The sequence below is a fragment of the Halarsenatibacter silvermanii genome (genome assembly GCF_900103135.1).
GTDB classification, from domain to species: Bacteria; Bacillota; Halanaerobiia; order Halanaerobiales; family Halarsenatibacteraceae; genus Halarsenatibacter; species Halarsenatibacter silvermanii.
Genome location: NZ_FNGO01000008.1, coordinates 1 through 15,145, shown reverse-complemented (window position 1 = coordinate 15,145; position 15,145 = coordinate 1). Strand labels below are relative to the sequence as shown.

At 45.4% G+C, this 15,145-nt stretch carries 12 protein-coding genes, 1 pseudogene and 1 riboswitch; of the genes and pseudogenes, 2 read left to right on the top strand and 11 right to left on the bottom strand.

All coding sequences use genetic code 11. The annotated features are described in order from the left end of the window. Positions 1-16: 16 nt before the first annotated feature. The 3 genes from BLT15_RS05525 to BLT15_RS05515 all read right to left on the bottom strand — a co-directional run bounded on the left by BLT15_RS05525 (position 17) and on the right by BLT15_RS05515 (position 2,374). Positions 17-1,258 carry an MFS transporter gene (locus tag BLT15_RS05525; RefSeq protein WP_089759497.1) on the bottom strand — a complete coding sequence of 414 codons (1,242 nt, stop codon included), beginning with the start codon at positions 1,256-1,258 and terminating at the stop codon, positions 17-19. Positions 1,259-1,282: 24 nt separating this feature from the next. Then, positions 1,283-2,008, bottom strand: coding sequence for a glucosamine-6-phosphate deaminase (gene nagB / locus BLT15_RS05520; RefSeq protein ID WP_089759494.1), 726 nt, complete (start codon positions 2,006-2,008; stop codon positions 1,283-1,285). 84 nt (positions 2,009-2,092) lie between these two features. Continuing rightward, complete coding sequence (locus BLT15_RS05515; protein ID WP_200769700.1) at positions 2,093-2,374, bottom strand: YerC/YecD family TrpR-related protein; 282 nt, start codon at positions 2,372-2,374, stop codon at positions 2,093-2,095. 471 nt (positions 2,375-2,845) lie between these two features. Here BLT15_RS05515 and arcC point away from each other — a divergent pair, with 471 nt between their 5' ends. Together arcC and BLT15_RS05505 are read left to right on the top strand one after the other, a co-directional pair. Further along, positions 2,846-3,796, top strand: coding sequence for a carbamate kinase (gene arcC, locus BLT15_RS05510; RefSeq protein WP_089759491.1), 951 nt, complete (start codon positions 2,846-2,848; stop codon positions 3,794-3,796). Then, a complete protein-coding gene (locus BLT15_RS05505; RefSeq protein WP_089759488.1) occupies positions 3,797-4,333 on the top strand; it encodes an ECF transporter S component in 537 nt (178 codons plus the stop codon). It abuts the gene before it with no gap. 23 nt (positions 4,334-4,356) lie between these two features. Here the strand turns inward: BLT15_RS05505 and BLT15_RS05500 are convergent, their stop codons facing one another. The 8 genes and pseudogenes from BLT15_RS05500 to BLT15_RS13815 form a co-directional block, all read right to left on the bottom strand. Continuing rightward, positions 4,357-5,433, bottom strand: coding sequence for a cell wall hydrolase (locus BLT15_RS05500; protein ID WP_234985519.1), 1,077 nt, complete (start codon positions 5,431-5,433; stop codon positions 4,357-4,359). A 46-nt stretch (positions 5,434-5,479) separates the two neighbouring features. Beyond that, complete coding sequence (locus tag BLT15_RS05495; protein WP_159429833.1) at positions 5,480-6,115, bottom strand: NUDIX hydrolase; 636 nt, start codon at positions 6,113-6,115, stop codon at positions 5,480-5,482. Positions 6,116-6,227: 112 nt separating this feature from the next. Beyond that, positions 6,228-7,526, bottom strand: a complete 1,299-nt coding sequence (locus tag BLT15_RS05490) for a sodium/glutamate symporter (protein ID WP_143423024.1) — start codon at positions 7,524-7,526, stop codon at positions 6,228-6,230. 601 nt (positions 7,527-8,127) lie between these two features. Further along, positions 8,128-8,790 (bottom strand): hypothetical protein, encoded by a 663-nt coding sequence (locus tag BLT15_RS05485; RefSeq protein ID WP_089759480.1) that lies wholly within the window; start codon positions 8,788-8,790, stop codon positions 8,128-8,130. 255 nt (positions 8,791-9,045) lie between these two features. Then, complete coding sequence (locus BLT15_RS05480) at positions 9,046-11,250, bottom strand: methyl-accepting chemotaxis protein (protein WP_159429832.1); 2,205 nt, start codon at positions 11,248-11,250, stop codon at positions 9,046-9,048. 43 nt (positions 11,251-11,293) lie between these two features. Then, complete coding sequence (locus BLT15_RS05475) at positions 11,294-11,602, bottom strand: STAS domain-containing protein (RefSeq protein ID WP_089759476.1); 309 nt, start codon at positions 11,600-11,602, stop codon at positions 11,294-11,296. 683 nt (positions 11,603-12,285) lie between these two features. Then, on the bottom strand, positions 12,286-14,373 hold the full coding sequence (locus BLT15_RS05470) for a methyl-accepting chemotaxis protein (protein ID WP_089759474.1): 2,088 nt from the start codon (positions 14,371-14,373) through the stop codon (positions 12,286-12,288). A gap of 245 nt (positions 14,374-14,618) precedes the next feature. Continuing rightward, positions 14,619-14,705: riboswitch (cyclic di-GMP riboswitch) on the bottom strand. 284 nt (positions 14,706-14,989) lie between these two features. Continuing rightward, positions 14,990-15,145 (bottom strand): annotated as a pseudogene (locus tag BLT15_RS13815) (DDE transposase); the annotation flags it as partial.

Sequence of the window (15,145 nt, the reverse complement as noted above, 5' to 3'; positions counted from 1 at the left end):
CAGTCCGATAATTACTTCACACGTCTGCCAGTCTTTTGTTGAAAATATAATAGGTCATGCCTATGGAAGATACCAGCATAGCGAATAAAAACCAGCTAAAATGATAATGGTCGAAATAATCTCCCAGCATCCCAAAAAGAGGCGGCCCTATCACAATGCCGGTGCGGGCAAAAACCAGCGAAACCCCCGAGGCCAGGCCGACTTTATCGGGTCCGGCTTTTTCCCCGATCACCGTAAAGAAAATTCCTGACCAGCCTACCACCGTAGCACCCAATAGCAGCGAAGAAATCATCACTACGGCGGTATAGCTTTTCAGTATACTGCCGGCAAAAGCATTGAATAACATCAGGGAGGCGGTTGAAAAAACCATCATCATAAAAGTTCGGGGGCGGTTTCCCTGCAGAAGATTATCGCTTATCCAGCCCCAGAAAATTCTGCCGAACAGTCCTCCAAACTGCATTAGTCCCAGAGCCAGCCCGGCGACAACGGCAGTATAATCAAGATCCAGAGTTAGAAAAAGAGTATAATGAGCGGGAACAGCTCCAAAAGTAAGGCCGAAGGAAAAACCCAGCAAACAGGTTATTATCAGGCCTTTATTGGAGATGATTCCCCTTATATTTACGAACAATCCTCCTCCTGCAGCAGTTTCATCTTCGGCCGGACTGTCATCTCCCATGTCGAGATATTTGAATACAACCATCCCCACCAGCAATGCCACAGTTCCCGAAAAGAGGAGGGAAACCCTCCAGGAAAAATTGCTGGCCAAAATCGGCAAAAGGGAGGCACCTGCGACCCCGCCTATGCCTCCACCTGAATGCATAATGCCCATCGATACGGCTCTCTTCTCAGCTCTGACCTTTAACATCAAAGCCTTATTTATCGAGGGGGTGATTATGCTAAAACCGATCCCCATCGGAAAAGCCAGAATCAGCAAAAATCCATAAAAGGGAGCCGGGACGTGAACCAAAATTAAAAGGCCGATGCTGAATATTCCTATCAAAACCCCCCGCCGGGCTCCAATTTTATCGACCAGGTTGCCGCTGAAGATGGCTATCATCGTTGCTGCTGTAAAGAGAACCGTGGTGTAAAGACCTGCCATAGTTCTGCTGATGCCAAATTCTGACTGGATGAACGGCATCAAAGCCTGAATACCCTGTATGTTCAAATTGGAAACCAGATAACCACCGGCGAGCAGAAATAAAAGTCTGTATTTATAACCCTTGAAGGATTCCAGTATAGACGATGAAACCTGTGACACCTAACTCAACTCCTGTGAATTATATTAAATATTTTTGGCTGCTTCTCGATCCAGAATAACAGTAACATTATCGTGTAAATGCAGGAAGGAAGCAGGGATCCCGGTGCGAATTTTTTCCTCAAGCATCAGTTCAACAGCTCTGGCTTTCGATTCCCCGTTGGCCATGAGCAGAATTTTCTCTGCTGATAGTATAGTTCCCAGCCCCATGGTGATAGCCTTCCGGGGCATCTTTTCCTCATCAAAAAAATTACTGCGGTTAACTCTGCGGGTATGCTCGCTTAACTCGACCACTCCGGTTTTAAGAGGAAATTCCTCCCCGGGCTCATTGAAAGCTATATGACCGTTGGCACCGATGCCCAGAATCTGCAGGTCGATTCCGCCGGCCCTGGTAATCTTATCTTCGTATCTCTGACATTCCTCCTCCAAATCATCGCTGTCTCCCTCTGGAATATGCCTGTTTTCGGGCAGAAGATCGACTCCCTGAAAAAAATTGTTTTCCATATAGGTGCGCAAACTGCCCTGATGATCGGCCGGAATGCCCGCGTATTCATCCAGATTAAAGGTCGTGACCTCAGAAAAACTGACTCTTCCCTGTCTATAAGCTTCAATCAGCCTGTCATACATGCCTATAGGAGTGCTGCCGGTCGGCAGCCCCAGCAAAGTCCGCGGATTGAAATTTATCATGCCTTCAATAATACCGGCGGCCTTCTGGCTCATTTCACCATAATTTTCTGCTATAATGAGGTTCAAAAAACATACCTCCCTGCTGACACTGTATCTCAGCTGAATTCAAAATCCAGAGTTAAATTGCCTAAATTACCATCGGAGCGATATTTATAGTCTGTCGATAGCCTTTTCCAGCCCTCCCTCACCATATTCCAGAACTTTCTTTACTCTCCCCACCGTGGCACTGCTGACACCTGTTTCCTCCACGATTTCATCATAAGTAGATCCTTCATTGAGAAGGCGGGCTACTTCCAGCCTGCGGGCCAGCGATCTTACCTCGCTGACAGTGGCATTATCCCGAAAAAACTGATAGCACTCATCCATATTTTCCAGAGAAAGCACGGCTGCAAAAAATTGCTCGGTGAGTTCATTTTCGATTTCTTCAACCATGATAAGCAAACCTCCTTCCCCAGGCCTGTATTATTAATTAAACCGGCCGGCAGCAGACATATTACCATATGTGGATAACAATATCAAAAATAAGTTCAAGCAGCAGATTAAAATCCTTATTTTCAGCTCATATTCGGCGGGGTTTAATTCTGCAGACAGATGAGCTATAATAATATTAAGTGTTACTTAAAAAATTAAAAGAGATTAATTAAGCGTTTCTCATTAAGCAATTCTACACTTTTAACACAACTCCTTCGCCTGAAACGATATTTTCATCATGATTGACCACTTGACAGCTGCAGACTGTCAATTATATAATTTTACCTAACTACCTTTGTAGTTATAATACTTATGATGCACACTATCAATTCATTCTATCTAAAATTCGAGTCCTGAATGCTGATTTCGACAGCTCAACTCAAGATCGAAAATAAAATCGATTATTTTTAAAAACAGGGAGGTCTTTTAAAGATGGCAAGAATGGTAGTTGCACTGGGAGGTAACGCCCTGGGAGAAACCCCGGAAGAACAGCAGGCGGCTGTTAAATCCACAGCTGAAAAAATTGTACAGTTGATCAAAAAAGGTCACGAAATCGTACTGGCTCACGGCAACGGCCCTCAGGTGGGTATGATCAATCTCGCCTTTGAATCATCATCCCGCACGGAAGAAGATGTCGCTTCCATGCCCTTTCCGGAATGCGGAGCGATGAGTCAGGGTTATATTGGCTATCACCTTCAGAATGCCATACAGCAAAAGCTGCGCGAGGAAAATATTGATACCAATGTCGCTTCGCTTATAACCCAGGTGATTGTGGACGAAGACGATCCGGCCTTTGACTCGCCCACAAAACCTATAGGAGCATTTTACAGCCGGGAAGAAGCCGACAGGCTCGAAAAGGAAAAAGGTTACAGTATGGTCGAAGACTCCGGCCGCGGCTATCGTCGGGTGGTTCCCAGCCCTCTTCCCGTCGACATAGCAGAAAAGGACATGATCAGAGAGCTTGTGGCCTCCGGCAAAATAGTGATAGCCTGTGGAGGCGGTGGAATTCCCGTGGTTCGAAAAGAAAATGGACTGGCAGGAGTGCCGGCTGTAATAGATAAAGATCATGCCAGCGAAAAACTGGCGGAAGAACTCGAGGCCGACTACCTGATAATACTGACCGAAGTGGAAAAAGTGGCTTTAAATTTTGGCACCGAAGAAGAAAAATGGCTCGATGAAATGACCACGGAGGAAGCCAAAAGATATGCAGATGAAGGCCATTTCGCCGAGGGAAGCATGCTGCCGAAAGTCAAAGCAGCTGTAGAATTTGCTGAAAGCGGCCCGAATAAAAAATCGCTGATAACATCTCTGGAAAATGCGGATGCCGCTTTAAAGGGAAAAACTGGCACACAAATATACGAAGCCCGGGAGGGAGAGATTTAAATGCCGAACGAGGGAATACAGAAGATCACCCTCTACGGAATTTTTATAGCCCTGACGGCGATGGCCACCATGGCTATAACCATACCGATGATCGGAACTCAGGGATATATCAACATCGGCGATACAATGATATTTGCCGCCGCTTTGCTTTTAGGGCCCTGGGGAGGGCTCGCAGCCGGAGCTATAGGTTCAGCTATGGCCGATATCCTGCTGGGATACGCTTTTTGGGCCCCCTGGACGCTCGTCGTCAAGGGGATGGAAGGCTATATCGCCGGGAGAATAGGCCATCGGATCTTTCACAGGCATAAAAAGCCTGTCCCCCGGGTCATTCTGGGATTGTCACTGGCTGCCCTCTGGATGGTTTTCGGCTACTTTGTAGCTGGAGGTTTTATGGTCGGTTTTGAAGCGGCTTTAGGCGGCATTCCCGGTGATCTGCTGCAGGGGGGCGCCAGCGTGGCCATAACAATCCCCCTCGCCTATCTGCTGGGCAGGCTGATTTCGTCAGAGGAAATTTCCCTGCTAACTAAAAAACGATAGAAAAAGCGCGGACAAAGTCAGCTTCAGCGCAGAAACTCGTGTCCGCCTATAGTTGTTACCCTCTCTTTATTTTCAACCCAGTCGTAATCAGTTGCTATCCTGGGATTATAAAAATAAAGAGCTTCGTCGGTGGGATCGCTGCCCTTGATAGCTTCCCGGGCGGCCTCCCGGGATTCCTGAGAAGGAGGCAGCCGGTAAGACCCATCCTGAATGGGAGAGAATTGAGCCTGATCGTAGATGACCTGAGTTATTGTGCGGGGAAAGCGGGAACTGTTAACCCGATTAACCACCACAGCTCCCACGGCCACTTTACCCTGGAAGGGTTCGCCCCGGGCTTCTCCGTTAATAATCCTGGTAAAAAGCTCAAATTCTTCTTCCGAAACAGTATCAAACTCCTTTAGGGCAGGGGCAGCAATTTCACCCTCGGGCACTTCCTCATCGCTGGAAATCTCTATCGGTTTAACCTCGGGTTTAAGTCCCGGCCTGCTGCCGCTCAATCCGGGTATATCGCTGAGCTTAAGGCGGGCCCAGGTGGAAGCGGTTACCTTTCCTTCGCCTTCCAGATCAAATTCTTCCTGAAATTCTTTTACGGCTGCTTCCGTCTCCCCGTCAAAATATCCTCCGGGATGTGAATCTAAAAAATCGGTCTGATAGAGAATGTGCTGCAGAAAAACAACCTCTCTACCCCTGTCGCCGGGTTCGAGATTTTCTCTTGCGATTAAATCGATGGCAAAATACGTCGATTGACCGTAAAATCTTTTTTCCAGCACTGATTTCGCCCGGGGCAGACTTTTATCCTCAAAAAGTCTGTAGTGTCTGTCCGCACTCTGCAGAGTGATATGGTCTTCTTTGACTTCAACAAGCTCGTAGCCGCCGAGCATATCGCCGGGCCAGAGATAATGCACCTCCTCCCGATAATCGAGCAAGGCCAGCTCGCCTGTCTCCCGTTCGGCCGTGCGTAAAAGGGTTATCTCTTCTGCCGCAGCCAAACTTCCCGGAAGCATAATCACAACCAGCATAAAAATCGTAAAGAAGCCTATCAATCCTGCCGCAGACCGTCCCGGCAAAAATTCCGGCAAATTCTTTCCGCAGATTGTCACATTTTTAATTTTACTGTATCCCTCAGCCGTCAATAATACCATATTATCACTGCTTCCAGTATTTAAGCTTCAGAAAAGCCCTGATAAGGCGGGCGGTAAACCCCCAGATTACAAACTCTTCGTAACTGTAAAAATATACGGAATAATTTCCCTGGCGCCAGTCATAATCTTTTCCGCCCGGGATCAATTCATAGGGAAAATCTCCTGTTGGTTCGCTCTCAACTCTGATCTGATATTCTTCGGGAGGATTATCACGGAAATATTCCACCGGCACAGCAAAGATATCGCCGACTTCAGCAGTATTATAATCGAGTTCTGACAGAGATCTCACTCTAATTCTGCCCAGAAAAGCATAAATTATCAGATTATAGGGAGTGATCAGATAATCCAGCTCTCCCAGCATATCGATTTTATCTCTCTTCAGGCCCAGCTCCTCCCGGGTTTCCCTGAGGGCAGCCCCGCGGGCGTTTTCCCCGGGCTCAATCCCTCCCCCCGGCAGAGAAACTTCACCCGGCTGCGTAGAAATTTTCTTTGACCTGACCTGAAAAAGTATCTGCCATTCCCCTTCTAGATGGACAAGAGGAAGCAAAACTGAATAACTCTCCTTTATTCCCAGAGGTTCAGGCGATCTGTTCTGCAGCCGGGACCTGATCTTCTCTATATCCAGTTTAAAACACCTCACGTATGACCGATGATAGACGATATAGCTTCTAAAGGTAAACCATTATCAATTTTTTTTAACTTATCACAACCCCGGGTTAAAATCAAGGAGCGAGTCATTCTCACCTCTGGCTCTATTTATTTTCCAGCACGTCTTTAAGTTTTTCCGAGCTTTGCCAATAACCCAGCAATCTGGCCAGCAGATAACACAGCACTATGGCAACAAAGCTTATCAAAGCCACCACCTCGATGCCGACCATACTGGCCAGTATGGGTAAAAAGGCCAGAATGCTGAAAAATACCGGAGCGTGAAAAGTGTGCTTGTAAGAGAATGTTTCCAGAGCAGGAGTTTTGAACTGAGGATCTACAACTCTCAAAAGCATCATACCTACGGGAACGTTGCCCATGGACTGCCCGTAATCAACCAGCATTCTCTCCGCCCAGTGATCGGGCATTATGCGGGGCGCCACATAAATTGCGGTGGCCAGACTCCAGACGATACCGGAAATTATGATAACTCCCAGCGGTATCGAGGACTGAAGAATCAAAGGCAGGTTGAGCGAGCCAAAAACAGACAGTATGCAGAACTCCAGCCCCAGGCCGGAGAGTCTTTCGGCCAGGCCTCTGTCCACCAGGTAACCGTAATTGAACTTATTCAGCAGAATCTGCAGAATCATACCGCTTATCATGGCAAAAGGGAACAGCGGAGCGAAGCTGAAGAAGGTGCCCAAAAAGCCCGGCAGAGTTTCCAGCAGCGAGACAAATACCCAGCCTCCCAGCATAGCCATACCGAATAGACAGAGGTGCAGAGCTATAGGTTCGACAGATTGAGGTACTACGGTAATAGTGCCGGCTCTCTCAAAATTTTCCTCATCGAGAAGCCCCCTTCTAACATTGTCCGGCAGGTCATTGGGATCATCTGCCTCCTGAATATATCCTCTGCGGACCAGCCAGTTGATCAGGCTTACACCGATCATGCAACCTCCCAGTACGCCGACAACTCCGGCAGCTATGGCCAGCTGAATTCCTTCCGGATACCAGCCCAGCTCCTGAAAGGTTGAAGTGTATCCTACGGCAACAGTAGCTCCCCCATCAAAGCCTACAGCTACCAGGGTGCCAAAGGCTTCCGGCAGGTCGTAAAAGCGGGAGAGCAAAAAGGCTACCAGCAGTGAAGGCATAAGAATCTGCCCCCAGGAGAGCATCTGTCCCAGCAAAATTTGCGGGCCCGCTTCTTTAAAGGACTTTTTCAAGCTGGGTATCTTTCTGCCGATAAACATACCTGCGAAAACGAAATTCAGCAGAAATATTGATATCTCCTGAAAGTTATCATATATCTGTACTATCAGCTCAGGAAAGTCGATAATCCCCCCCAGCGTATAGGGGCTTACCGCCATAGCTATCAATCCACCTATGGCCGCAGAAGGCAGAAGCAAATACTGAAGTATCTAAACGAAGGGGGCTTACCGCCATAGCTATCAATCCACCTATGGCCGCAGAAGGCAGAAGCAAATACTGAAGTATCTGGTAAACCCTAGTTATTATGATAAGAATTGTGACGATATTTGCCTGGAAATCATGGGGGGGTTTTTCAACACCCTCCTAGTTTAACCCGGATAATTTTACCAAGTATTAAAAAGAAAGATAATATTCCCAGATGAAAAATACCAACTACAAAAGGTTGAAACTCCATAGACCATTCCCTCCTTCAGATATTTTTTGTCTCTATATTCATATTCGCACGATAGCATGAAGATATTTTCTCTTTTTATGGATGAAAAATTTGGATGGCCATCCCGGAGAAAAGACCGAGCGAAGACGTAAAAAATTCCGCTCGCAGAAGAGCGGAAATTGAAGTGAAAATATATATACGCATTTTATCTCAGAAGCAATGAAATTATCCAAAACATAATAATGGTGAAGATTTTATCCACATATAATTATAATAACTAATTGAACATATGTCAACCTTCCGGGGTTTTCTCCCGGCAGCCATCTTTACGAAATTAAATTTTCTTTATTCATCATGGTATGATCTCAAACAGCAGTTTGAAAACAGTAATCTCCGCTCTCCCCCATTATATGAGTGGGAACGGGCTGATTACCCACAATACCAAGGTTTCTTTCTTCCCGGGTTTGTATGGGAGTACGGGGCTGAATAATCCGCACCATATACTCTGTTTCCGGTGTTAATTTTATCAGGCTGAAAGTCCCTTTATCTGCAGTTATATCGGACAGAATAAAATTATCATTTTTCCAGCTGCCTTCCCTCTTTTTTCTGTGGAGAACAATAAAATCTCCCGGCACGTCAAATGTAAAAATAAAATTTACACTGTCAGGTTTTTTATCTAAAACTTTCACACCCCTGATCAAATTAAAACTGCTATTTTCCCGGTAATAAGCTCTTTGAGCCAGCTGTACAAAAAGCCCCTGATAGGTATTTGCTTTACCCGCCACTCTATTTTTCCAGCTTATTATATCGCTTTTCTCCAGAGCAGTCAGTCTCTCACTGCAGTTCTTAAAGCGCTGACGAACATCGAGCTGTTTTTGGCCGGGATCATCTCTGGATTCATCGAGCTTATACACCAGCTGATGACCATTCCTGTCAATTCTTGTGGTATACTCCCCCAGCTTTCCCCTGAAAGATATACTGGAATCTTTGATCATTTCAGGTTCTAATCCCTCCATCTCTTCTGTCATCTTTTTTCAGCTCCCCCTATAAATTTGATACTAAGAATTTTATCACAATCCGAATATCCGGACAAGACCGGCTGTTAACATCTTTTCGAGGCTAATATTTCTAGCCAGTACAGCAGGAAAAAGGGAGAAAAATGGAGGGGGTCGGTAGGTTGAACTCTCAACCTACCGACCCCCTCCTGTATACCTTCGTTTAAATAAGTCTTTTTAATTCCTGTGCTATCCTGAAGACTTTTTCTGTCTTAAGATCTTAAGATTTCATACTTTGAAATGATCAACCCTGTTTGACAGCTCCTGGGCCATCTCAGCCAGATCTTCTGACAGTTTTGTGAGTTCCTGGGTAGAAGCACTCTGTTCCTGGCTGGAAGCGGCTACTTCTTCGGTATTGCTGGAAGATTCTTCGCTCACTTCTGCTATTTCGCGCATGGCCTCTCTCACTCTACTGCTGTTATCAGCCATGCTTTCAGCGCTCTCAGCGACCTCATTTATCAAATTCACCACGCTGGAGACAGCTTCTTCAATTTCCTTATATGTTTCCTCGGTTGTTTCCACTGCCGAAACACTTTCTTTCACAACCTCTCCCGAATCATCCATCATCTCTGTTGTGCTATCAACCTTTGTCTGAATCTCCTTGATCAGCTCATTTATCTCTTCAGTGGCTTCTGAGGATTCTTCGGCCAGTTCACGTATCTCATCAGCTACCACGCTAAATCCCTGGCCGGCCTGACCTGCTCTGGCTGCTTCAATGGCAGCATTCAAAGCCAGCAGATTGGTCTGTTCGGCAATATTGTTGATCATGGCAACTATATTGCCGATCTCATCAGAAAGCTCACCCAGCTCTTCTATTTTCTCCATGGCGTCTATCTGATTTTTTTCTACCTGTTCGATGCGATCACTGGTCACATCCACAGCTTCACTGCCTTTGTCCACCTCATTAATGGCTCTATCTGCTTCCATTTCCATAGAAGAGGCTTTTTCATTTACAGTATCGATTCGATGGCTTAGATCATCTACATGATCCTCGGTTTCATCTATCTGGGCTGCCTGCTCCTCCGCACCGGAAGCTACCTGCTCAATGGCGGTGCTGACTTCGTCGGCCGAGGCGGATATTTCCTCGCTGTTGGCGGACAATTCCTGGCTGGAAGCAGAGAGATTTTCAGTGGTGGATTTAACATCTTTTATGATATCCTGCATGGTGTCACCCAATTTGTTAAACCACGAGCCCATGGTTTGAATTTCATCGGTGTTGACCATTTTGTAGCATATGCATTCTTCACAGCTTTCATACTCACCCGAGCTGATTTTAGGACAGTGAACCTCATCGCCGAATTCAGGGGCAAAACTGCCCACAGTAAACCAGCAGAGGACACCTTCCTGCTGAAATTCCGGGCATTCTTCTTCACCGCATTCCATAATTTCCGAACAGTTAATATCCCTGACAGGGAATCTGGCTGTGAGATCACCGAGCGCTAGATCAGAAAATAGGTCGGCAAACTTCTGCAGGGGTTTAAGCTGCTTTCTCACCAAAAGGTATATAATTACGGCAGCTAAAAGCGTGCCTACAGCCGCCAGCAAACCCATTTTTCTGGTGGTGGCAGCACTCTGAGCCACAATATCTTCTCTATCCTGGACGGCTTTGATGTAACCGCTGACCTGCCCCTGAAAATCCTCGAAAGGCAAAAGCAGTATCCGATCATTTTCATCCTCGGCCAGCGTAAAAACTCTTTCTCCTTCCCGCACCCTGGAAATATGTTCATCCTCTACTTCCCACAAGTCTTCAGCTGTGGCCCCAAGTCTACCTTCTTCTACAGCATCCCAGGCCACACCGGCAGCGTCTTCAAATATGTATATGAAGTAATCGCCGCCGAGTTCTTCCTGCATCTCCTCGGCAAACTCCTGACCGAAGCTGGAGCCATACTCGACCGTTCCCAGATGCTCGCCTTCGTAACTTACCGGCACAACCACCCGGAAACCAAAGCCGCCCCGGCCCTCTTCCAGTCCCATGACTATCTCTTCATTTTCGTTGGCCTGATTTACTGTATTTCTAAAATCTCTTAGGCTGTCACCGTATTCATCCGGTGCATGCAGCCTTAAAAAAGAAGTTGAGTCAGGTTCATGAAGTTGAAACTGGGCCACTTCATCCGAAATCTGCTCATAGGCGGGCAGAAGCCTATCTCTTAATTCATCTCTATCCCTCTCGGAAAAAAGCCTCTGAATATCGGTGTTGTGAGCTATGCTCAAAACGCTCGTTCGAGCAGCATTCAGCCTATCTTCCATCTTCGCCTCCACAAAATCCCCCACACTGTACAGTGCTTCCTCTTCCTGGCCCAATATCATATCCTCGGATTGGTTTATGGCATAAAAACTCAAACCTGCTGCCAGCAGCAAAACCACCAGTATAACAGCCAGGGAAAGTTTGGCTTTGACCGTTAATCTTCTAAAGAAAGAAAATTTTTCTGACATAATATGATATCCTCCCGACATTGATATTGCCGCAGCGTATTTTTTATTCTTTTATTTTGACGGCATTTGAAAGCTCAATCAAATCAAATGCTTTTTTAACCTCATCAGAGTTTATGTTTGTAATAATTAGCCTGCCGTCTTTTTTCTGCAAAATTGAATTAAAAAAAAGAATCTTGCCTGCACCGACGCTGTCTATGTTATCTACATTCTTAAAGTCCAGAATTATTCTGTCAAAACCTTCATGTACAACGCCCATGAATTTCCTCTTTAGCCTTTCAGAATTGCTGATGTTTATTGAACCTTCAGGTATTAAGCAGGCTTCCCTGTGACCTTTTCTAACTTTCGCTTCCAATTTTGTATTCCCACCTTTGCTGAAAGATTTAGTCTTCTTTCATCATCTCCATTAGGGCCTTCTCTTTGCTCACTGCACTTTTATAGAGTCTGCCGGCAGTTATCACTCCATAGGCCAGCGCTCGTGATGGGAGAGAATCTCCTCGGGTATGGAAGCCTTACCGATATCATGCATTGTCAGTTTTCTATTGTAGCTGATGGACGCTGACCGGTTCAAAAAATAAATCAGGCAGATCTTACTGGATCCAGCCTCCGGATGCTTTCAGGTTAAAAAATTGCGCTCCCTTCGCAAAAGCTTGTCCCTGAGCTCCCGCTCAGCCCGGCACATCCTGAGCCGGGGACACTATTTTTTGGCCATGCATATACGATATCTATCAACTGATAAAAAGAAGATCCAAAAACATAAGGACATAAGTTATCGTTATTGCTTATCAAGTCATCATATAATTATTTTCTGCATAAAACTAAATTTACCTGCGAATTTTGGATGATTAGTAGAAATTAATTTTATTGGAGCCCTGTCACTTTGAATCTTTAGTTAATTTTATGATTACACTTCCATTTAATTTTTCAAAAAACAGGATGGCAGTGGTGAAGAACACCACTGCCATCCTGCAATTATATTCCCCATTATATTCAGCTTTTTGTTAAACCGTATTGTTTCTGGCGGAGACTGTTTCGTTTTTAAAGCTCGAATTTATCCGCCTGATCGGCCAGGTCCTGAGCCATCTCTGCCAGCTCTTCGGATGCGTCTACTATCTCCTGGGTGGAAGCAGCCTGCTCTTCGCTGGAAGCGGAGACTTCCTGAGCATTGCTGGAAGACTGTTCGCTGACAGCCGCTATCTCTTCCATGGCAGCGCTGACCTCGCTGCTGTTGGCGGCCATACCTTCAGCACTTTCCACTACATTCTCAATCAATTCACCCAGTTTATTTACCGCTCCTTCAATCTCTATAAAATATTCTTCGGTGGTGTCTATGGCTTCCACGCTTTCTGTCACTACTTCTTCTGTATCTTCCATGCGATCTGTGGTTGTCTCTACTTTATCCTGAATCTCCTTGATCAGATCATTTATCTCATCAGTAGCTTCTGAAGATTCTTCAGCCAGCTCTCTTATCTCATCGGCCACAACGCTGAAGCCCTGACCTGCCTGGCCGGCTCTGGCTGCCTCGATAGCAGCATTGAGGGCCAAAAGATTGGTCTGCTCGGAGATGTTATTGATCATGTCAACTATATTTCCTATTTCATCGGAGAGCTCACCCAGTTCGTTTACGCTTTGGGCCATCTCTCTCTGATTGGTATTTACCTTATTTATCTTATCGCTGGTCGCGTCCACAGTTTCGCTGCCCTTATCCACTTCATCCAGCACGTTATCCGCCTGTTCTTCCATATTGTCCGCCTGATCATTGACGGTCTGTATCTCTTCGCTCAGTCCTCTCACGTTCTCCTCAGTCTCATTTATCTGAGCGGTCTGTTCTTCCGCCCCGGATGCTACCTGCTCTATGGCGGAGGTAACCTCCTGAGCCGAGGCCGACATCTCCTCACTGGTAGCAGAAAGCTCTTCACTATTTGAGGAGAGATCTTCTGCTATATTGGCTATCTGTCCTACTGTCTCTTTTAAATCCGCCCGCATACCGTTGAGCGAATTGCATAATACCCCGAACTCATCTTTTCTTTTGATCTGTAGTTTATCATAAGCTAAGTTACCTCTGGCAATCTCCTGGGCGAAGTTTACACATCTGACAACAGGCTGGGTTAAATTCTGGGCGAATATATAGGCTACAATTATGATGAGTATAGCTGCTATACCCGCAATCCAGAATACTGTGTTCCGCATGTTATCCGCCACGGCAAAAGCTTCAGCTTCATCTATTTCTGCAATAACAGCCCAGGTAAAACCCGGCAGTTCCAAACGCTCATAAGAGCTCAATACATTAATACCTCTGTAATCTTCTATGATTTGTTGATCCTCCACACCCTGCATGGCTTCTCTTACAGCTGTAGTATCAACTTCTCTCTGCAGCAGTGTGCCTGCTTCAAAGCGAGAATCAGAACGCATAAGCCTGTCCTCACCCACCAGATAGACTTCTCCAGTTTCACCCATGCCTTCTTCTACTGCCATAATATCATTTATTGCCTCATCATCCACCTGGAGAGCGAGCACTCCCAAAAGTTCATCATCATCTTCAATGGGAGCTGCCACAAACATGGCCGGTTCATCAGAAGCAGCGTACATCTCATAATCGACCATGGCCACATCATCCTGCCCCTGTTCAAAAGCTTCGGCTAAATTGGAATCACTATATCTGCCGTCGATCAAATTGGTTCCGACGTCATTTTCCTCTTCCACCGTGTAGACTATATCTCCATCCGGCTGGATCAAAAACAAATCATAATAACCATATTGTTGAATATAATTGGCAAAATAATCATCAAATCTTTCTCTATGATCAAGATAATTATCTCCGTCCAGCCCTTCCAAATCAAACCAGGCGCCCAGATCTTCTATGCTCTGACGGGGATTCATAGAATCTGCCAGCACCCGAACATCGGCCAGCCTCTCATTGAAAAAATCCTCAATCTCTACTACCTTGATTTCCTGAATTGCTTCCAGCTGATCGAAAGCTGAATCTTCCAGACCCTCGGTAGCATTACGCAAACTTAAATAGGCCACCACGGCCAGTGGTATGAGGCTGATCAATAAAAATATGGCTATCAACTTAACCGAAAAACTCAAACCTTCTGTTTCTACCTTCTCGCTTTTGAATAACATTGCTCTCCCCCTCCTGAAATATATTGAACTGCTGCCTGTTATTTCTTCATCCCCCTAAATGATCAATGAAAGTTGAGTTAGGTGCTTTCAAATTTCCCCACCGTCCTGATAAAACTCCGATTTGCCTCCTTCCCGCGGTTTATGCTTATTACTATTTATTCTTAAATTTTTTTGAGCCATTCACTCTTCATCAAAATAACTAAAACTTCCAGCAATAATTGCTGGAAACCATTAAAAATACATATTCTAGCAGCTCAGCAATCTTAAAGAATTAAACCTTTAGACCTTAAGCTTTGCGCCCCTACCTTGCGATAGGTTTGCCCTTTTTTTCTTTATAAAAATTTATTAAGTGAATATGATAATTTGATTTTATAATAACAGAAAGCCAGGAAAATTACAACTTTTTTTAAAATTAAGCTTTTTTCGATAGGTCCAATTTTCACTTTTAAATCTGTTAAGTCAGCTTTTCAGCACAGAGGTTTTATATAATGAGCCGGTACCAGGCTCTTTTTATCCATCCCGAAAAAAGTTTTATCTTTTTGCCGGCAAATCAGACATACTTCTCCCCTCCAGGTTGGTTTTAATTTTTAAATTACTGATTCCAGGCAGCTCTTTCTCAGGCAGCCTTTACCAAACTGCGAATTTTATTTTTCTGCCCTTCTTTAATCCTTCCTACTGCCATAGCCAGCATTATTAAAAGAGATAATCCTGTCTTTAATTTCATCTTCTTTAATCCCCGCACAGTATGCTCGCTGAAACCTAAAGGACCTTC

Coding starts and splice junctions, on each gene's coding strand:
- BLT15_RS05505 (WP_089759488.1), top strand. CDS start 3,797: ATGCCGAACGAGGGAATACAGAAGATCACCCTCTACGGAATTTTTATA.
- BLT15_RS05515 (WP_200769700.1), bottom strand. CDS start 2,374: ATGGTTGAAGAAATCGAAAATGAACTCACCGAGCAATTTTTTGCAGCC.
- BLT15_RS05470 (WP_089759474.1), bottom strand. CDS start 14,373: ATGTTATTCAAAAGCGAGAAGGTAGAAACAGAAGGTTTGAGTTTTTCG.
- arcC (WP_089759491.1), top strand. CDS start 2,846: ATGGCAAGAATGGTAGTTGCACTGGGAGGTAACGCCCTGGGAGAAACC.
- BLT15_RS05485 (WP_089759480.1), bottom strand. CDS start 8,790: ATGACAGAAGAGATGGAGGGATTAGAACCTGAAATGATCAAAGATTCC.
- BLT15_RS05480 (WP_159429832.1), bottom strand. CDS start 11,250: ATGTCAGAAAAATTTTCTTTCTTTAGAAGATTAACGGTCAAAGCCAAA.